This is a genomic window from Paenibacillus sp. Soil724D2 (genome assembly GCF_001427935.1).
GTDB lineage: Bacteria > Bacillota > Bacilli > Paenibacillales > NBRC-103111 > Paenibacillus_E.
Genome location: NZ_LMRY01000003.1, coordinates 16,663 through 35,386, shown reverse-complemented (window position 1 = coordinate 35,386; position 18,724 = coordinate 16,663). Strand labels below are relative to the sequence as shown.

Annotated in this window: 25 protein-coding genes; 14 read left to right on the top strand and 11 right to left on the bottom strand. The window is 46.6% G+C overall.

All coding sequences use genetic code 11. From position 1 onward, the window contains the following. The first annotated feature begins 23 nt into the window (after window positions 1-23). The 3 genes from purU to ASG85_RS05100 all read left to right on the top strand — a co-directional run bounded on the left by purU (window position 24) and on the right by ASG85_RS05100 (window position 3,530). Window positions 24-923 carry a formyltetrahydrofolate deformylase gene (gene purU / locus ASG85_RS05110; protein ID WP_057305041.1) on the top strand — a complete coding sequence of 300 codons (900 nt, stop codon included), beginning with the start codon at window positions 24-26 and terminating at the stop codon, window positions 921-923. Between the two features lie 191 nt (window positions 924-1,114). After that, window positions 1,115-3,136 (top strand): transketolase, encoded by a 2,022-nt coding sequence (gene tkt, locus ASG85_RS05105; protein ID WP_057305042.1) that lies wholly within the window; start codon window positions 1,115-1,117, stop codon window positions 3,134-3,136. 76 nt (window positions 3,137-3,212) lie between these two features. Next, window positions 3,213-3,530 carry a pyrimidine/purine nucleoside phosphorylase gene (locus ASG85_RS05100; protein WP_029199427.1) on the top strand — a complete coding sequence of 106 codons (318 nt, stop codon included), beginning with the start codon at window positions 3,213-3,215 and terminating at the stop codon, window positions 3,528-3,530. A gap of 287 nt (window positions 3,531-3,817) precedes the next feature. On the opposite strand, the gene ASG85_RS05095 is transcribed toward ASG85_RS05100, so the two are convergent. The 3 genes from ASG85_RS05095 to ASG85_RS05085 form a co-directional block, all read right to left on the bottom strand. Then, window positions 3,818-4,192, bottom strand: coding sequence for a hypothetical protein (locus ASG85_RS05095; protein WP_057305043.1), 375 nt, complete (start codon window positions 4,190-4,192; stop codon window positions 3,818-3,820). Further along, window positions 4,185-4,706 carry an ImmA/IrrE family metallo-endopeptidase gene (locus ASG85_RS05090; RefSeq protein WP_162257235.1) on the bottom strand — a complete coding sequence of 174 codons (522 nt, stop codon included), beginning with the start codon at window positions 4,704-4,706 and terminating at the stop codon, window positions 4,185-4,187. Before ASG85_RS05090 ends, ASG85_RS05095 begins: the two co-directional genes overlap by 8 nt. Before the next feature lie 245 nt (window positions 4,707-4,951). Then, the gene (locus ASG85_RS05085; protein WP_057305045.1) at window positions 4,952-5,359 is read right to left on the bottom strand and encodes a helix-turn-helix domain-containing protein; all 408 of its coding nucleotides are present in this window, start codon (window positions 5,357-5,359) and stop codon (window positions 4,952-4,954) included. A gap of 165 nt (window positions 5,360-5,524) precedes the next feature. Between ASG85_RS05085 and ASG85_RS05080 the strand changes: the two genes are divergently transcribed. From ASG85_RS05080 to ASG85_RS05065, 4 genes are all read left to right on the top strand, one after another. After that, the gene (locus ASG85_RS05080) at window positions 5,525-5,950 is read left to right on the top strand and encodes an ArpU family phage packaging/lysis transcriptional regulator (RefSeq protein WP_057305046.1); all 426 of its coding nucleotides are present in this window, start codon (window positions 5,525-5,527) and stop codon (window positions 5,948-5,950) included. Between the two features lie 631 nt (window positions 5,951-6,581). Continuing rightward, complete coding sequence (locus tag ASG85_RS05075; RefSeq protein ID WP_060645539.1) at window positions 6,582-7,394, top strand: minor capsid protein; 813 nt, start codon at window positions 6,582-6,584, stop codon at window positions 7,392-7,394. Between the two features lie 202 nt (window positions 7,395-7,596). After that, window positions 7,597-7,995, top strand: coding sequence for a holin family protein (locus tag ASG85_RS05070; protein WP_057305048.1), 399 nt, complete (start codon window positions 7,597-7,599; stop codon window positions 7,993-7,995). After that, a complete protein-coding gene (locus tag ASG85_RS05065) occupies window positions 7,992-8,615 on the top strand; it encodes a glycoside hydrolase family 73 protein (RefSeq protein WP_057305049.1) in 624 nt (207 codons plus the stop codon). Before ASG85_RS05070 ends, ASG85_RS05065 begins: the two co-directional genes overlap by 4 nt. Before the next feature lie 281 nt (window positions 8,616-8,896). Here ASG85_RS05065 and ASG85_RS05060 read toward each other — a convergent pair whose 3' ends face one another. Together ASG85_RS05060 and ASG85_RS05055 are read right to left on the bottom strand one after the other, a co-directional pair. Next, entirely contained in the window at window positions 8,897-9,565 is a 669-nt protein-coding gene (locus ASG85_RS05060) for a DNA-binding response regulator (protein WP_235550066.1), read from the bottom strand. A gap of 465 nt (window positions 9,566-10,030) precedes the next feature. After that, a complete protein-coding gene (locus ASG85_RS05055; protein WP_057305051.1) occupies window positions 10,031-11,314 on the bottom strand; it encodes an NAD(P)-binding domain-containing protein in 1,284 nt (427 codons plus the stop codon). Window positions 11,315-11,519: 205 nt separating this feature from the next. Here ASG85_RS05055 and ASG85_RS05050 point away from each other — a divergent pair, with 205 nt between their 5' ends. The 7 genes from ASG85_RS05050 (at window position 11,520) to ASG85_RS05020 (ending at window position 15,983) form a co-directional block, all read left to right on the top strand. Further along, window positions 11,520-12,875: a glucose-6-phosphate isomerase gene (locus ASG85_RS05050; RefSeq protein ID WP_057305052.1), complete on the top strand. Its 1,356-nt coding sequence runs from the start codon at window positions 11,520-11,522 to the stop codon at window positions 12,873-12,875. A gap of 167 nt (window positions 12,876-13,042) precedes the next feature. Continuing rightward, window positions 13,043-13,684, top strand: a complete 642-nt coding sequence (locus ASG85_RS05045) for a YigZ family protein (protein ID WP_057305053.1) — start codon at window positions 13,043-13,045, stop codon at window positions 13,682-13,684. A gap of 63 nt (window positions 13,685-13,747) precedes the next feature. After that, on the top strand, window positions 13,748-14,389 hold the full coding sequence (locus ASG85_RS05040) for a TetR/AcrR family transcriptional regulator (RefSeq protein WP_057305054.1): 642 nt from the start codon (window positions 13,748-13,750) through the stop codon (window positions 14,387-14,389). Window positions 14,390-14,501: 112 nt separating this feature from the next. After that, window positions 14,502-14,726 carry a DUF1128 domain-containing protein gene (locus tag ASG85_RS05035; protein ID WP_057305055.1) on the top strand — a complete coding sequence of 75 codons (225 nt, stop codon included), beginning with the start codon at window positions 14,502-14,504 and terminating at the stop codon, window positions 14,724-14,726. 282 nt (window positions 14,727-15,008) lie between these two features. Continuing rightward, window positions 15,009-15,311 carry a hypothetical protein gene (locus ASG85_RS05030; protein ID WP_057305056.1) on the top strand — a complete coding sequence of 101 codons (303 nt, stop codon included), beginning with the start codon at window positions 15,009-15,011 and terminating at the stop codon, window positions 15,309-15,311. Between the two features lie 38 nt (window positions 15,312-15,349). Then, entirely contained in the window at window positions 15,350-15,703 is a 354-nt protein-coding gene (locus ASG85_RS05025; protein WP_057305057.1) for a hypothetical protein, read from the top strand. A 19-nt stretch (window positions 15,704-15,722) separates the two neighbouring features. After that, window positions 15,723-15,983 (top strand): hypothetical protein, encoded by a 261-nt coding sequence (locus ASG85_RS05020; RefSeq protein ID WP_057305058.1) that lies wholly within the window; start codon window positions 15,723-15,725, stop codon window positions 15,981-15,983. A gap of 22 nt (window positions 15,984-16,005) precedes the next feature. Here the strand turns inward: ASG85_RS05020 and ASG85_RS05015 are convergent, their stop codons facing one another. The 6 genes from ASG85_RS05015 to ASG85_RS04990 form a co-directional block, all read right to left on the bottom strand. After that, on the bottom strand, window positions 16,006-16,341 hold the full coding sequence (locus tag ASG85_RS05015; protein WP_063860158.1) for a hypothetical protein: 336 nt from the start codon (window positions 16,339-16,341) through the stop codon (window positions 16,006-16,008). A 26-nt stretch (window positions 16,342-16,367) separates the two neighbouring features. Then, on the bottom strand, window positions 16,368-16,928 hold the full coding sequence (locus ASG85_RS05010) for a hypothetical protein (protein WP_057305059.1): 561 nt from the start codon (window positions 16,926-16,928) through the stop codon (window positions 16,368-16,370). 5 nt (window positions 16,929-16,933) lie between these two features. Then, complete coding sequence (locus ASG85_RS05005) at window positions 16,934-17,152, bottom strand: hypothetical protein (protein WP_057305060.1); 219 nt, start codon at window positions 17,150-17,152, stop codon at window positions 16,934-16,936. Window positions 17,153-17,413: 261 nt separating this feature from the next. Continuing rightward, on the bottom strand, window positions 17,414-17,857 hold the full coding sequence (locus ASG85_RS05000; RefSeq protein WP_060645538.1) for an Hsp20/alpha crystallin family protein: 444 nt from the start codon (window positions 17,855-17,857) through the stop codon (window positions 17,414-17,416). Between the two features lie 100 nt (window positions 17,858-17,957). Next, window positions 17,958-18,251: an alpha/beta-type small acid-soluble spore protein gene (locus ASG85_RS04995; RefSeq protein WP_029199178.1), complete on the bottom strand. Its 294-nt coding sequence runs from the start codon at window positions 18,249-18,251 to the stop codon at window positions 17,958-17,960. Window positions 18,252-18,271: 20 nt separating this feature from the next. After that, a complete protein-coding gene (locus ASG85_RS04990) occupies window positions 18,272-18,721 on the bottom strand; it encodes a GtrA family protein (protein ID WP_063860157.1) in 450 nt (149 codons plus the stop codon). Window positions 18,722-18,724 lie beyond the last annotated feature (3 nt).

The window sequence follows — 18,724 nt, the reverse complement described above, 5'->3', positions numbered from 1 at the left end:
TTAAAGCTATTAGGGGGATTAACATGGAACAGGGAAGTACGAATAACTCATTGCGCAAGGAGAGCGTAATGGTGAATAGGGCAAGAATGTTGATCTCTTGTCCGGATCAACCAGGAATCGTCGCGGCGGTTTCGCAATTTTTGTTTGAGTATGGTGCGAATATCGTGCAATCCGATCAATACACAATGGATCCTGAGGGCGGTATGTTTTTCATCCGGATCGAGTTCGATTTAATGGAGCTTGGTAGCCGAGTTGACCAGTTGAGAAAGGATTTCTCTGTCGTTGCGGACAAGTTCTCCATGGATTGGAGTCTTTCTCTTGCTAGTCAGAAGAAGCGCATCGCTATCTTCGTATCGAAGGAAGATCATGCTTTGCTTGAGCTGCTTTGGCACTGGCGCGCTGGTGATCTTAACGCGGATATCGCGATGGTCATTAGTAACCATCCGGACATGCAATCGCTCGTCGAGCCTTTCGGAATTCCATATCACCATATTCCGGTTACCGCGGATACGAAGGCAGAAGCCGAGCGTCGTCAGCTTGAAGTTGTTGGAGACAATGTTGATGCGATCGTATTAGCTCGTTATATGCAGATCGTCTCGCCATCTTTTATTAAACACTACGCTAACCGCATCATTAATATCCATCACTCCTTCCTGCCTGCCTTTGTCGGCGGGAAGCCTTATGCGCAAGCCCATAACCGTGGGGTGAAAATCATTGGCGCTACAGCACATTATGTGACCGATGAATTGGATGGCGGCCCGATTATTGAGCAGGACGTGCAAAGAGTAAGTCACCGTGATAACGTCGAAGATTTGAAAAGAATCGGTCGACATATTGAACGGATTGTCCTTGCTAGAGCAGTAGCGTGGCATGTAGAAGATCGAATTATTGTGCATAATAACAAGACAGTTGTGTTTAATTAATTATAGATTAGGCTGTGTCCGTTGCTGGATGCAGCCTATTTTACAAGAGACAACTTTGGGTGGCGATGTTTTAGCGGGTTATTGTGGCAAAGCTTTAAAGCAAATGGTACAATAATGCAAGCGATAAAAGTCACTTGTATGTACAAGTCATTGATTGACGAAAATACAGAAATATAGGAGGGAATTTTCGAATGACAGTAACAAACAAAACAATTGAGCAATTAGCAGTAGACACGATCCGTACGTTGGGTATCGACGCCGTTGAGAAAGCCAAATCAGGTCACCCAGGTATGGTCATGGGGGCTGCGCCAATGGCTTACGTGCTGTGGAAACAGCATATGAAGCACAATCCATCTAATCCTAAATGGGTCAATCGCGACCGTTTCGTTCTTTCAGCCGGCCACGGATCCATGCTGCTATACAGCCTGCTTCACTTGTGCGGATATGATCTGCCAATGGAAGAGATCAAAAACTTCCGCCAATGGGGAAGCAAAACGCCAGGGCATCCAGAATACGGTCATACAGCAGGTGTTGACGCAACGACGGGTCCACTTGGACAAGGTATTGGTATGGCAGTTGGTATGGCCATGGCGGAAGCTCATCTGAGAGAGACTTACAATAAAGAGAATTTCCCTGTAATCGATCACTATACATACGCAATCTGTGGTGATGGCGATATGATGGAAGGCGTTTCATCTGAAGCCGTTTCCTTGGCAGCTCACCTTAAATTGGGCAAATTAATCATGCTTTACGATTCCAACGATATCTCGCTGGATGGCGAGCTTAATATGGCATTTTCCGAGAACGTTGAGAAGCGTTTTGAAGCTTACGGCTGGCAAGTGCTGCGCGTAGAAGAGCAAAATGATCTTGCGGCGATTTCCAAAGCAATTGCTGAAGCGAAAGCTGATACAACGCGCCCAACTTTGATTGAAGTGAAAACGACAATCGGTTTCGGCAGCCCGAACAAAGGCGGCAAAGGCGGACACGTTGGACCTCACGGTTCTCCACTTGGCGGCGAAGAAGTGAAGCTGACGAAGCAAGCTTACGGCTGGCCGGAGGAGCCGGACTTCTTAGTTCCGGATGAAGTAAGAGCGCACTACGCTGAAATTCAAAAAGAAGGCGCTGCAGCTGAACAAGCTTGGAGCAACCTGTTGAATGACTACATCAAGGCATATCCAGAACTCGGTAACCAGTTCAGCGCGGCTGTGAATAATGAATTCCCAGCAGGCTGGGACGCAGATCTTCCGGTTTACAGCACATCAGACAAGCCTATGGCGACTCGCGTTGCTTCCGGTAATGCAATCAACGCGATTGCACCTAATTTGCCGCAATTGATCGGCGGTTCCGCGGATCTGGCAAGCTCGAACAACACGATGATCAAAGGCGAATCCAATTATAGTGCCAGCAACTATGCAGGCCGCAATTTATGGTTTGGTGTTCGTGAATTCGGTATGGGTACAGCGATGAACGGTATGGCTCTGCATGGCGGAGTTAAAATATACGGAGCTACATTCTTCGTATTCTCCGATTATCTGCGTGCATCGATTCGTCTTGCTGCTCTTATGCAACTTCCGGTGATCTACGTTCTAACGCATGACAGTATCGCTGTTGGTGAAGATGGACCGACACATGAACCGGTTGAACAATTGCCAGCGCTTCGTGTCATTCCGGGTATCACCGTTATTCGCCCAGCCGATGGTAACGAAACATCAGAAGCATGGCGCTATGCGATTTCCCAAGCTAAGGGGCCAGTTGCACTTGTGTTGACTCGCCAAAACCTACCGATCCTTGAAGGCACAGTCCAAGGCGCAAAGGAAAACCTAAGCAAAGGCGGATACGTTGTATCCGATGCTACAAATGGCAAGCCAGTTGCACAAATTCTGGCAACAGGCTCCGAAGTACAATTGGCTGTCGCGGCGCAAAAGCTTCTTGAAGCCGATGGCATTAACGTTCGTGTCGTAAGCTTGCCAAGCTTGGAACTGTTCGAGAAACAGTCCAAAGAATATAAAGACTCCGTCATTCTGCCGGAAGTGAAGAAGCGTCTAGCTGTTGAGATGGCTTACCCGCTTGGTTGGGAACGTTACGTTGGCGACCAAGGATCCATCCTCGGTATCTCTACATTTGGAGCATCCGCACCAGGGGATTTGGTTCTCAAAGAGTACGGATTCTACCCAGAGAACGTAGCAGCTAGAGTGAAAGCTCTATTGTCTTAGTTATAAGGTAGCCACAGCCCACCACCGCGTGGGCTTGGCTTTATTCTTAGTCATTTTAGAGGGGGAACCAATTACCATGTCTAGCTTTGAAAATGTAACTGTATTAACGAAAGCCAACGTTTATTTCGACGGTAAAGTAACTAGCCGCACCGTTCAATTCGCCGATGGCACTAAAAAAACACTCGGCATTTTGCTCCCGGGTGAGTACGAATTTGGAACAGATGTAAAAGAAATCATGGAAATCCAAGCGGGTGAGCTGAACGTATTGCTTCCAGGCAGCAGCGAATGGATTACCATCAGCGGCCAAGGTGAATTCACAGTTCCCGCCAATGCAAAATTCAAGCTCGAAGTGAAAACAGTTAGCGATTATATTTGCTCTTATATTCATGAGTAATTAAATAGGGAAGAGATATCCCTTCAGATCCCATACTTCTATCGGACATATTGTCCGATAGAAGTATGGTATTTTTTTCCAGAATTGGTTTGGGGTTAGCAAAGCTTACCCCTTTGTATTCGTGTACTATTGAATAAGCGCGGTTTACGAGCTTATTCAGAACGAGCGCGCTGGATGGCCTGCTGAGAAGTAGATTTTCGGCTTCTCGGACTCTCTGTCAGCGAGTTTTGGCTCGCGGAACTCTCGCGGAAAGCGCGGAAAACGCGCTTATTTTCCTTGTGGGGGATTTAATTGGATGACCAGGGATAGAGGGAGCGGGTATCCATCTGCAGCACTTCTTCGATGTCGCTCATGCGTATCCATAGTTGCTGGATGTATTGAAGGTCATTAAGAAGCGTAATATGCCGCAGTTTAATCCTGGAGAGGCTGACGCCGATGCATTGGGGGTGTCCTGGATTAATGACGAGGTCATCCAGCAGGACGGTTATTCCAGCCTCTAAGTCAGGGATTTCTTCCATCTTAAGCTGCTGAAACGGAGCGCCTAATGGAACGTACATCGAAGTTTTGTTCCAATCTAGCTCGTTAGGCCGAAAACGAAGCGCCATGAGAAATGGCTGGATGCGCTCTTCATGGAAGTCATAAAAAACGGTAAGCTTAGCCATCAGAGGGTGCCCCTTTTTGCTTCAGATGCTCCAGCTTGTCCATGATGAGGCGAGTTGCATCGGACCAATTGGCTGGATTATATTTGCTAGCTTGGCTTTGGCTTTGTGTAAATAGCTGGTACTCATGATCCATAATGCCTTGTAGGACACGACGCTGAATTTGCTCTATGCGTGCGGCTGCAAGCCGATGAGTTACTTGAAATTCTTCGGAAAGAAGGGCGATCATTTCGTTCTTTTGCTCGGGCAGCGGGAGTTTCTTAAGCATAGAAATAGGTATTGCCGCGTAGAGCTGGAAGGCCGTTGCGTCCTGCTCTTGCCAATCGACATAGCGATCTGGCATGATCATTTGGTTGCCGGAATGGCGAAGCACATGACAAAGCTCGTGAAGAAAGTCTTCCCACTGCTCCTTGGCAGATAAACGTCGGTCTACGTTAATACTGAATTGTCCATTATTTTCGACAGCCATGCTGTTCATATCCATCGCATAAACCCAAATATGCAGTTTAGCAGCCAAATTGGTCATGCTAAGCTGAGATGGCTCTGTGATCTCATGTTGGAGATATAAAGTCTCGACCCATTGTTCCAGAGGGGTGGTTTGGTAGTGAGTGAACAGGGCAAACACCTCGTTATAGGAATATATGTTCGTTTATTTAAGGCAAAGAAAAGCCCGCTAGGGCTTGGCTATATTGTAGAAGGATAAGTTTACAACTTAACTTGCTTCGTATCAACCATGATGAATTCGTTCATCAAAGGAAACTGTTACTGTTGACTGTCTGGTTTGCGGGTCATCTGCTGCTCTTTGATGAAGTTCCAGAAGCGGAGCATTTCGTCTCGGCGCTCTTTGGGCGCATTTTTGAAATCTTTGAAAAATAAGCTTACTTCAGGATCATCGACTTCCACGGAACTGCTCGGTCCAAGCGGTCCTTCTAGCGCATCTTCTTCCGTCGGAGCAAATCCGGCGAGCAGTAGAAGCTCGTCCTTATTAGCACCTCTAAACGCATCGGCTAAGGCGATAACAGTTTCCCTGGATGGATTGAAGCGGTTATTTTCTATGGAGTTAATAAACGAATAACTGACACCGGATCTTTCTCCGAGTTCTCTAAGAGAGAAATTGTTCTGCTGACGCAAATGCCGGATTCGAATGCCGAATTGCACCATATCTTTCATAGCTTCATCACCTGTTTCTATTGTAAAGGGTTGATGCTACAAAAAACAAGAGGGTTCGGATAGAAAGTTTTGATTTTCAAAACATTTTGTGTTGAATTTTAAAACAAGAAGACGTATGATTTGTTTAGAAATTCAAAACGACAAATTTTAGGAGATGGTCGGAGAATGGTGGAACGTATTTTACACATAGAGCAAGAACAAATTAATCGACGGGCAACGCGCAAGCGGGTGGAAGATGTGCTCGAAACGGTTCGAATGTACCGGTCGATCGGGTATGCGCGGAGAGAGAGAGGAACGATTTCGGACTCGAATCAGGTATTCAAGGTGAAGGAGCAGACAGCTGTGTACCAGGCAGACACGGAGGAACAATTGGTTGTTTTATGCGCTGAGGTAGAGCAAGCGTTGTTACTGCTTGATGAACTTGAACAGGAAATGATCAGCAAACGTTATTTGCAAAGGGACAAGTTGTTCGATTTCTTGCTGTTCCATGAGCTGAATTTGAGTGAGCGTACTTATCGCAGGGTGAAGGCTAAGGCGATAGCTAAGCTTGCTTACATGCTGCGGCTAGAGGTGATACTTTCTAAAGAGTAATGCTGATATGGGGCTTGGGGCTATGGGGTGTAGGAAGAGAATGTATATAAGAGGCATACAAACAACTAAGGGAGTGTGACCATAAGTTGGCCGCTTCTTGGCAGTTCGCTAGATTGACGCCGTGGTATGATCGTTGTGTAGAGTAGTGAGGGAGGTGATTAGGTTGAACAGGACGCAACGGATAATGTCCGGATCGAGCAGATCTTGTAGGGCTGCTTACGGGACAAATGGAAGGAGTGAAACGAGTGGTAGTTAGGTCATTTTTAGGCAGTGACCGTTTTGAAAAGAAAAAAATGTTTTGAATTTCAAAACATTTGCCGCCAACATTCAACTTTCAACACTGAACACTGAACACCGAACACCGAACACCGAACACCGAACACCGAACACCGAACACCGAACACCGAACACCGAACACCGAACACCGAACACCGAACACTAAAAATCTTGTGGTAAGTGAGAACGTTGGAGTGAAGTTATATAACGATGTTTTACATCGTTATGTAGGGCTCTGGCGGAGAGAGCGTCGCTGAGACGATGTAAAACATGCTTACAGATGAGTCAAAGAGGCGGAAACGGCAGGCTGGTGTGCTGTAACGATGCTTCGACAGGAAGGAGGTAAAAGAAGTGAATGATTAACATGGCAAATCAGCTAGCACTTTATCTAAAGTCCGAAGGTGTGGGGAACCTTGGGAACGACTTGTTCGTGGACGGTGTTCCACAGACCCCGGATGAGGCTATTTGGCTCAGTCACGTTGGTGGCAGCGCGGAGTTCAAGTTAGACGCGCCGGGTAGCTGGCGCAAGCTGAGCTTGAACGTGAGAAGCACAACGCCGGTGGGGGCGCAAGATCGCATCTGGAGCGCTATTAACAAGCTGCTCAATCCGGATGACGGTGTCATCGAGGTGGACGGGCTAACCTACACAGTGCAAATTACTGCGTTGCCCGCTGTGCAGGAGAAGGATGGGGCAGGCAGGTGCCTCATGAAATCTGTCCTGATCCTTCGACAAGTAAAGCCTGTGCTAGAAACTTGGCTGAGAGCTATAACCGTATTTACGGAAGCGGCTTTAGGCTCACAGTGGCGCGTATACCGTGGATTCAACGGTACGTGTCGACCTAGCGTCTCATGGCAGTGTTTGAGCTTACAGAGTGCGTCGGAGTCAAGAGGTGCATGCCAGCTTACGAAACAATTCGTTGGGCAGATTGCTGCGAGGTCGGCCAATGAGTATCAGTTGGCCGCTCAAATATTACTGCTGGGATTGGCTGAACAAGCTAAATTGCCAATGGGAGGCGCTGATAGCAGGTGGTTAACGGTGATTAATTCAAGTGCAACGATTCGCTCAGGGGACTTGTCCACAGGGATTCTGACCGTTACTTTAACGGGCGCCGCTGCAACTCCGCAAGGCATGTTACCTCTCATCGCTGGCGTTCAGACAGCAACATAAATTCATATTAAGGTATCTTATTCCAAAGAGGAATTGAATAACGGATGGAACTTGGATTCAAACGGATTGTTCGTAATTTACTGTGCTTTGATATGGATTTTGAGGCTGGCAAAATTGAGTCGGGCAAATAGTATGATGGCTAAGCCAGTGAAGGCGAACTGTCAGTAGGGAAAATATCACATTCAGAAAGGAGCAAAAACGAATGAACCAAATTGGTTTTAATCTGATTTCAGCCGCGCTCGGCGGTTTCGTAACCTATGCCTTTGGCGAGTGGAACGAACTTCTTAGCTTATTTCTCATGGCAATACTAGTCGACTATGTAACGGGCATTGCCGCCTCGATGAAGGAACAGCGAGGACTTAATAGCCAAGTTGGCTACTGGGGTCTTGCCCGCAAAGGGCTGATGCTGCTTGTGATTATGCTGGCGCATCGCATGGATATTCTGATGGATACGGACCTGATGATGACGGGAGCAATTTATTTTTATTTGGCAAATGAGTTTATTTCCATTACTGAAAATTATGGACGATTAGGGCTTCCGCTGCCCAGCTTTATGAAGCAGATGATTCAAGTGCTGCGAGGCAAGGAGGAGGGGTTATGAGCAAAGATGGCTTTATTGATCAATTAGCTTCAGCTGCACAAGAGGATATGCGGGAGTTTGGTATTTTAGAGAGTGTGACCATCGCGCAGGCTATTCTGGAAAGTGGCTGGGGTCGCTCAGCTCCCGGTAATAATTTGTTTGGGATCAAGGGGAGTGGGCAACAGCAAGTAACGCAGGAATTCATAAACGGCAAGTGGATACAAATTGTAGGTGGCTTTCGTGTGTACGACAGCTGGTACGATAGCATACTTGATCATTCGCTGCTGCTTGCAGGCAATCCCAGATACGTGAATGTGCTGCATGAAAGAGATTACAGGTGTGCTAGTCAAGAGCTGCAGCGCGTAGGGTATGCAACGGATCCGCAGTATGCGGACAAGCTGATTCGGATTATTGAAGGGAGCGAGCTAACTCGTTTTGATCAGATAGAGGAGGAAAGGGGGGATATGATGAGTTCTGATGATGCGAATAAGATTATTAATTTCTTATCCGCTGCTTGGATGAGCACAGAGGATGCAGAAGCTAGAGTGGAATTTCACCGTTTGGCTGACGAGTTCCGAAAGCGTCTGGGCAGACGTAAGTTGCTAATACTCAACAGCGATCCAGAAATCACCAGCAAATAGGTGAATTGCTAGTAACACTTCATCTCGCACCTAAAATAAGAGTCCCAAGGGACTCTTATTTTGTCATTTTCTCTTCACTTGAGGTAAATAGAAGCCTCCAAAGACTCTTATTTGCATAGATAATCCAACTTGGTGCCACTTTTTTAACAAATAGAAGTCTCTAGAAGCTTCTATTTTCACTTAAACCCTAGAATTGGCACAAATAGAAGCCTCTAAAGACTTCTATTCTGGGGTTCCGTGGGAGCATCAACCAATTTCAGCCGCCACCCCTCAAAATTAGCCTAAACGAACAATTTCCGCCCTCCAGGATCCAAAATGTAAGAGTGAATCCTTCGTTCCCCACTTGCTGGCTTTATTATCTCTTTCCTGTGCAGGCTGCGAAGCCACTTCCATGCGTGCTCAACTCGGATGCCAAGATGTTCAGCCACTACTTGTGGTTTTAGTGGATCAGTGGTACTCGTTGCCAGCCGAGCGATTTCTTTTTCTCGATGTGTGAGTGATATAAGTTGAGTTTGATCGCCATACCATCGCGCCATGATGTTGAGGACGACTTGTTGGCAGCGTCGCGGATGCTGGGTGATATCATCAAGTGAGAACCGAAAAACCTTCCATTCGTCCAGAACCAACTGATTTTGCCGCATTAAGTTGTCCCCGAAACGAGAGCGGTCAATATCTCGAGCATGCGGACCGTAACCGTCGATCTCGAAACAAATCCGATGCGGCGGACGGAGATATACAAAGTCGACAAATCTGGTGTTGTCCTGAAAATCTCTTACTTCATACTCGGGATGAAGATGGCGAAAATGCCCAATGACCGGCCACCAGATATTCTGTATAAACTGTTTTTCCGCATAGCCATGCCCCTCATTTAACCGGCGCAATCGCTCTCCTGAGCGTTTCTCCTCATGGAATCTTACAAAGTTTTCATGCTCTTTTACAAAGTCCATCATTCCAACCTCCAAATATAAAGTGTTTTTTCTTATTTTCACGCTATGTTCAACTTTAAGTTGAGCTGTGGTGTGGGCTAACCTGGTGTAGTCTAGTGTAGTGTAGTGTAGTGTAGTGTAGTGTAGTGTAGTGTGGTGTGGTGTGGTCTGATCTGGTCTGGTCTGGTCTGTTGTAGTGTAGTTGTAGTGCAGTGCAGTTTGCTATAGTACAATGTGTGCAGTGTGTGCAGTGTGTGCAGTGTGTGCAGTGTGTTAAGTGAAGAGAAGAGAAGAGAAGAGAAGAGAAGAGAAGCCAAGCCCTAACCTCCCCTGCAAAATAAAAATACCGCCTCTCCCAAAAGGGAAAGACGGCATGTTCTTCACGCGTCGCGTAAACCTATATCACTATTTCATTAATGTATAATCACTATTTCTTTTTGCTGGTTGTCGTGGCTTGTCGATTCTAAGGGTTTCTTTAAAAGGGTTTTCCTACATTGCATACGCAATATGATCCTCAATATACTGCTCCAGCTTAATCCGCACATAAGGCGGCAACGCAGACAGCATACAGCCATAACGGAAGTTGCGGCCGTCAGGCTCGATGCGAATCACGCGAGCGGTGATTGGCGGCAGCTCCGCTTCCTGCGGGAAGTGGATGACGATGAACATGTCCGGCGCAAGCGGGGCGGCAGATGTGATCTGCAGTCCGCTCTCGGACAAGTCGAAGAGGGTACCGTCGATGTTTTGGCCGGAGAAGGAACCTTCCTGCTCCCACTGGTAAATGGACAGCTTAAGGCTAATGTCCAGCTTCACGCGCGTGTTCCGGCGGCGTTCGCGGCCAGAAAGCGGCGATGCCGGCTTCTCTGCAGCAACGACAGGCTCGCTAGGTCGAACGACCTGCTGCCCCATCCATTCTTCATAACACTGAATGACGGAGCTCAAATCTTCTTCACCCAGGCCTTTACTTAGGCCGATTTGGAATAAGTTGGTTGCCGATTGCAGCATAGGCGTCGGCAGTTGGAACTTGCCCGTAATTTCCTGCGCAAGCTGCAGATCCTTCAGCATCAGCTTCAGGGAGAATTGATTGCTGAAATCGCGATCGATAATCTTATCGCCTTTCAGCTCAACCATCTTGCTGTTCGCTCCGCCGGAGCGAACAATATCTAAGAATTGAGCAGGGTTCACCCCTGCTTTAACCGCAATGGATAAGCCTTCGGCTAAGCCGGCTAAATTAATGCCCACCATCGTGTTGTGGGCAAGCTTGGCATACGAACCGGAGCCGCTCGGCCCGAGGTAAAGTGCTTTGCTGCCAAGTGCGAGGAATACATCCTGATGCTCATCGAACACTTCTTGGCTGCCGCCGACCATGAAAGTAAGCGTGCCTGCTTCGGCAGCAGGTTTACTGCCAGTGACAGGCGCATCGAGGAAGTCGACGAAATGCGCTGCGAGCTCCTCAGCCAGCTTTTGACTTGTTTGTGGGGCTACGGTACTGGAGTCAATAATCGTCAGAGCGGGATGAATGCCACTCAGAATGCCCTGCTCACTGTAGAACGTTTCAAGTAGTGAAGCGTCATTGCTAAGCATTGTAATCAGAACATCCGAACTGCGAGCTACTTCCGCAGGAGTTAAACTCATTTCAGCACCAAGATGGGCTAGCTCGTCCGCTTTTTCAGCAGTCCGATTATATACAGTTACCATAAAACCTTTTTGAATAAGGTTAGCAGCCATGGGTTTGCCCATAGTGCCAAGTCCAATAAAGCCGATACGTTTCATGATCCTTCACCTCTAGATTCATTTTATCATGGCAATTATAACCTGTGAATTACTTTATAGGGATCTGTGGTCCGAGACCAAAGTCTCTCCGCTTACGTGATCGCTCATCGATGAATATCATTCAATATAGGATCGCTTACTTGCTTTTGGACAGGCAAATAAGTATGCTAGGAAAAGGAAAAAAATAGAGATGGAGGCGAGCATAGTGAGTAAGAAACTACAATTTGATTACAGTAAAGCACTATCCTTTTTATCCCAGCATGAGGTTGATTATTTGGCGGCTCAAGTAGAGCTAGCGCATGAACAGCTGCATAACAAAACGGGTGCAGGCTCCGATTATTTAGGATGGGTTGATCTTCCTGAGAATTATAATCGTGAGGAATTTGCTCGTATTCAGGCTTCTGCTAAACAAATTCAATCCGACTCCGAGGCGCTTGTTGTTATCGGTATCGGCGGTTCCTATTTGGGCGCACGCGCGGCGCTAGAGATGTTGTCTCATTCTTTCTATAATATTTTGCCAAAAGATAAACGTAAGACACCTGAGATTTATTTCGTAGGAAATAACATCAGCTCTACATATGTTACGCATTTGCTTCAATTGCTTGAAGGCAAAGATTTCTCTGTGAACGTGATCTCAAAGTCTGGTACAACGACAGAGCCAGCGATTGCTTTCCGTATTTTCCGTGAGTTGTTAGAGAAGAAATATGGTAAAGAAGCTGCGCGCAAACGTATCTATGCTACAACGGATCAAGAGAAGGGTGCTCTCAAAACTCTCGCTACAGCAGAAGGTTACGAAACCTTTGTCATTCCAGATGATGTAGGCGGACGTTATTCGGTATTAACAGCTGTTGGTTTATTGCCAATCGCGACAGCGGGTATTGATGTGGAAGCGATTATGAAAGGCGCGGCAGATGCGCAGCATGAATTCTCCAATCCGAAGTTGAGCGAGAATCAAGCTTATCAATACGCTGCTGTTCGAAATTCACTTTACCGTAAAGGGAAAACGATCGAAATTCTCGTTAACTACGAGCCTTCCCTGCATTTCGTATCGGAATGGTGGAAGCAGTTGTTCGGTGAAAGCGAAGGCAAAGATTACAAAGGTATTTATCCAGCATCGGTAGACTTCTCGACGGATTTGCACTCCATGGGTCAGTTCGTTCAAGATGGCAACCGGATTCTGTTTGAAACGGTCATTCAAGTTGATCAAGTGGCTGACCATATTACAATTGGCACAGATCCTGATGATTTGGACGGACTCAACTTCCTGAGCGGGAAAACGATGGATTTCGTGAATAAGAAAGCTTTCCAAGGTACGATGCTTGCTCACACAGACGGTAACGTACCGAACCTGATCGTAACGCTGCCGGATATGACGCCTTACTCCTTCGGATATATGGTGTATTTCTTCGAAAAAGCATGCGGGATCAGCGGTTACCTGATGGGTGTGAATCCTTTTGACCAACCAGGCGTTGAAGCTTATAAAAAGAACATGTTTGCCCTCTTAGGCAAACCGGGTTATGAGAAGGAAAAAGCGGAGCTCGAAGCACGCTTGCAGAATTAATTCATAATGCCAAGCAAAAAAACGATCAATCCTATCGGATTGGTCGTTTTTTCCATCGAAAATTTCCATTATTTATGTGGTAAATTTTCTTTCTATATTGTCGAAGTCAAAGGATGTGTGTAGAATATAATGAAACAGATGTTTCCTTCTACCAAGAAAGGTCGGCTATGCTAGCACATTTCAAAACTATCCAATCGTACGGATCGTCGGAAATCATCATCAAGAAGTCGCGTTTCATCGGTCATGCCAAACCGGTAGAGTCAGAAGAAGAAGCTACCCTATTTATTGAAGCTATCAAGAAGGAACACAGGTCGGCCACACATAACTGCAGCGCCTATGTCATCGGAGAAAGGGATCAGATTCAGAAGCAATCTGATGATGGGGAACCGAGCGGTACAGCAGGAAAGCCGATTCTGGAAGTGATTAAGCATCAAGGACTTAAGAATATCGTTATTGTCGTTACCCGTTATTTCGGCGGCATCATGCTTGGCGCGGGCGGACTCATTCGAGCTTATGCGGATGGAGCCGTGGTAGGCATTGAAGCAGGACAGCCAATTTATAAAGTCAATCATCAGCAAGTGCTGATTGAGGTTGACTATACGTGGTATGGCAAACTCGAGAACGAGTTGAGAAGTCAGGGGATGCTCCTAGGAGACATTCAGTTTACGGATAGAGTGACTGTGGCATGTTATCCTTTGGCAGCGGCAGCGGATGCATTTATCAACTGGGCAACTGATTTCACACAAGGTCAAGGCATTGTTATCGCAGGAGAGAACGAATACAGGGTTCATAAGAGCTTGCCGGAATAGGCAGGCTTGGGTTACAAGGCACAACTAATTTCATAGAGAAGCTAAGGATGCGGAGGGATAGGAATGGCTAGGAAAGCAGTCGCGCAAGAGCTTAGCAGAGAACGAATACTTGCGGAAGCGCGGGAATTATTCGCTACTTTCGGCTATCGCGCTTTAACGATGCGCAGCATCGCTAAAGCAATGGGGTACAGCCATGGTGCGTTATATTACCATTTTAATGAGAAAGCTGAACTGTTTTATGCGTTAATTAAGGAAGATTTCTCCGAATTAGTACAGCGTCAGCGGGAAATGATTGTTCGTGAGCAAGGGTTTAGCGTGAATCTGCTTCAAAAGTTGATGATGGAGTTCGTCTGGTTTGGTTTGAACAATCCGCATCATTACGAAATGATGTTCATGATTAACGAGCCAGAGCTGCAGCAATATTCACGAACAGAGCAAGCACAGTCCTTGGAAATGTTTGCTATTGTCATCCGTCAAGTGATGGCCGATCAACCGGGAGCCGAGAGCAGGAAGTTTACTCTTCCGTGGAATTTGTTTATGTCCTTACATGGCCTCATCTCCTACTGCATTCAGTTTAAACAATCCTATGAGGAAGCGCGGAAACTGGCTGAAGAGCATATCCGCCTCATCTGTGTCAGCTTAGATTTAGATTCCTATGAACAGCAGCGTCCGCTAGTGACACTTGTCAACACAGAATCTGCTTAAATCAGCCAATGGATTTCATTTTACAACATCCGATAAGTGCTTTAGAATAACAGAAGGGGAGCTTGCTCCTTAATGTGGCACACGCGCTTAGAGGAAGGAAGAATATAAAGCTATGGATTTGAACATTTGGTCGGAAGAAAACGTGGAATATATGTTTGAAGAAATTAAGAGAAAGCTTCGCATGGCTACCGGTGGGTCGATTAAAGCCTCGAACGTCAAGCAGGAAGTATATGAGGACTTGAAGGACTTATATGACTTGGTCGTCAGCAAAGAAAATTTCAGCATTAGCGAAATTGATGCGATTACCACAGAGCTTGGAAAGATTCGCAAAGCATAAGCAGTTTTTATCCATAAAATTGTCGTTATCTTGGCCTTAGGGCTGGAGAGACGGCAATTTTTTTGCGTAGATAAGGAAGTATAAGTTTTATACTTCGCGTCATCAGTCTTGACAAACGCGCTCGTCCCAGAAGGACGACGGAGTCGTTTATCCTTGGTTGAACAGAAAGAGGGACAACTGCGTATTTATATAGGAGAATGGACAGCTATCCAAGCGATATTACCTACACAGCCGTACACTGTAGAGCAATGTATCTCTGGTAGCTGAAGGAGGTGGACGTTCGTGGCATCCAAAATTCGTAAAGACGACGTTCGGAAATTGGTCGGGAAAAATATCGTGGCTCTTAAGAAAGACGGAACTCAAGTAACTGGTAAATTGGTGAGGATCAGCGGTAACACGTTGATTGTCGCTCCGCAAAAAGGCAAAAAGGTTCAAGTAAAAGCGATTATTCCATTGGTTTTATTTGATCTGTTAGCGATTGGTACTGCACCTTATGCTTATGGTGGATTTGGATATGGCGGTGGCTTTGGTGGTTACCCTTATGGCGGTGGCTTTGGCTTCGGTGGTCCAGGACTCTGGTGGTAAAGGAGGACTCTTTCCCGATATGGGAAAGGGTCTTTTTTTTGGTACCATTTCGGCTCTGGATGAATAGGCTAACATACAAGTCTCCGGCCCAAGTCCCTCAAGCTGGGCAGAAGAAGCTGGAAGTTATCCAAATACAGGGAGTGAGCAGTGTGCCGAGTTCCATCGTTTTTAACATGATTAATATTAACAACCAGAATACGAATGCAACCATCGGGATCGGTGAGAATGCGCAATCCAGCTGGGATTCACACAGCAAAAACAATTACGGAACCGGTCAGTGGATCGGCAATTCTGTCTCCGCCAATATTGTTAATTTCATCTATGACAACGACTTTATTGATTCACCAATTAATGATCAAGATTTTAAACCAGCTGTCACTAACCAAGTATAGTTGAATGGTGGGTGAAACCATGTTGAAATTACCGTGCCCACTAGATCCGCCGCTTATTGAATTTGATTCTATCCATGTTAATTCCATTTCCGATGCATCAGGAATTTTTATTGGCACCAACACACAAGTGAATTGGTCTACAAGTGGGAAAGCGAACAACGGCCTTGGAGAAATAGACGGTGATCATAATTACGTGCTTTATAATATCAACACGGTTTACGATAATGACATCATCGATGCACCTTATACCAAAGGGGATTTGATCATTGGCCGAGTATAAAAAAGAATGCTCCGCAGCTGCTCTAATCAGCAGTTTGCGGAGCATTTGTCGTATGTTCGGCCTGCGGGCTGGCGGGAGCAGGGGTAAAGCCGGACGTCCTAGCCTGGTTGGCAATCATGTCCTGCAGCCAATCGGGCGTTTCGTTATCGCCGATGTTGAGCATATCAAGGAAATCGGAGTCGTTGAGCATAGAACGCGTTCCAACTAACTGATTGTTGTCGCCTTCGACAGCGCCAAAGCCTTGGACCGTTTTCTGATTGCTTTGAAAATCAGTCGGCCAATTATTGCCCATATTGAGACAGGATGCGCTTTGTACCGATCCGATGCGGATTGAGCCGATAATGAATGTTGGGGACATGAAGGAGGACACCTTGTATCACCTCTTTACGATTTGGACTGCGGTGGTGTGTATTTATATCCGGTCGCGGTTCGCTCGGTTTTCGGAGCGGCTGCAGCTTGTGAATCAGCTTCTACACCTTCAGCTGCTGTACGAGAGCCGGCGGTCTTACTTTCTTTTGACACTTGAGCACGTTTAAAAACTTCATCAACCGGGACACTTTTCTCACTTGGCTTGGCGCCGAAATTGTTGCCTAAGTTCAAAGAACCGCTTAGTTCCTTGATATCGAGATGATCCAATCGAAAGGTTAAGTTCTCTAAAACGGGTTGATGAATATGCAGGGTATCTATATGTATCTTCGGGTGTTTGGCAGTAAGATCAGCTAATTCTTCTTCCAATTTACGTAGACGCCGTTCTAATTGCTGTACATGTTGATCATGAACGGGAGACGTGGCTCCAGCTTTAACTTCTGATCTAGCTCCAAGACTAGCGCCAGAACTAGCTCCAGAGCTAGCAGAACTAGCTGGGGTTGATGTTTTCGCTGTAGTTGTTCCTGTAGTTGGCTGCGCTTTAGGCGGGGACGTTTTCTTTTTTTGAAACCACATCATTAATCTCAGCTCTTCCGTGTAGATGGTTTAACATCAAAGGTGTCGCCATCTTGGACAGTATGCTTGCCACCTAGAACAACATTGTGCTCTCCGCTTATTTCCCCGAGCCCCTGGTTAATCTTCTCGGAATGACGCCTTCCAATGATCCGATTTGTACCCCTATTCACACTGGATGTTTCCGCGATTCCATCAATATGAATAGATTGAAATTGTATGCGCACCACAGTAATCCCTCCAATCCTGCGTTTCCGAACGATCTCTTTTATTTATATGGGGACAAAGGGAGATTCATTTCTCTTTTTGTTAAAGATTAATTTATGGATACAAGGATAAACGACTCCGTCGTCCTTCAGGACGAGCGCGTTTGTCAAGGTAGATAAGAAAGTATAATACTTATACTTTCTTATCTACTGAAAAAGATTACCAACCAATCGGCCAGTAAGGCCAGTTAGAGGGTAATCTTTATTAGGTTCACAGTGTACTCATTACGTGAACTGTATCGGAATAACTTTCTCTCCATCCGGAGGAGCAAGCGGGATACGAATGATAAGCAAACCGTTGTGATACTGCGCCCGCATTTGATCGGTCATAGCGTTACCAGGTAGGCGGAAAGCTCTCTCGAATGCGCCAAAGAATCGCTCGGACAACCGCATTTGTTCATCAAGTACTTGGTAGGGCCGAACGAGCATCCCTCGCATGAGCAGCGATTGGTCACGGAAAGAAAGCTGAATCTGCTCCGGCGAAGACAATCCGGGAACTTCAGCCACAACAACGAGTTCCTGCGATGTCTCATACATATCGACTCTTGGCCCGGTTAGCGGGATGATACTGGCAATATCCTGCCAGAATTCGGGGCCCAGCACATCGCCGGCTTGCGCCGACAGCCCTTTCCAATCGGGCTTAGGCGTTCGGTTGCCTGGGGGATTCATCGGCCATCATCACCTGACTTCTACATAGAAAGTAGCGCTGCGAGCAGCTTGCTACTAGTTTATGTACACCCGCGGCGGAATATGGCTGTCTGTCATGAACCTATCGCTGCGGTGGCCGCTGATTCGCCAGCTGCTGCTGCGCCATGCGCACGAGCTCACGCACCATTGCCCCTCCAATCGGACCTCCGACCTTGCCCGCATCCTCCGAGCTAAGCTGCCCGTTGTAGCCTTGCTGAAGGGGAACGCCAAGCGTTCGGGCTACTTCATATTTAACGAGATCAGGTCGTTCTGGGTTGACATTATACCCCTGATTCTTCATGACTTGAGCCTTGAGCAGTCCAAGGCCGTGTTCCGATCCGGGCACGATGGCCCGGTTGCTTCTTCTTCGTGCCATTAGGCATCACCTCTTAATGATTAGGATGCCCTGGGGTTCTCCGTACCATGAGTACGGAATGTAAAATATTTATGTCCCAAATAATTGCCAATCGTATATAGGCCATTCCCAACCAAAATGGCAGCATTGTGCAGCCAATCTGCCTGCATGGATGGCATGACAGACCTTGCCGCTTCAGCAAGCGCCCAACTTAGCCCATAAGAAAGACCATAACAGCTCAAAATAACAACAGCAAATTTCCACCAACTGCTGCCGACGCTGACATTGGAACGAAACGTAAATGTACGATTCAGCGTGTAGCTTACTATCGCGCCTAAGGTATTTCCTGCGAAAGTGGATATCCAATAATTCAGGTGCAGCAGATTAAAGAAAGCAAAGCTGGCTGACAGGCCAACTAACGTATTGAACAGACCGACAAGTAAGAAGCGCGCGAAGCTGCTAGTCAACAAAGCTTTTATCCGGCTCATCATACG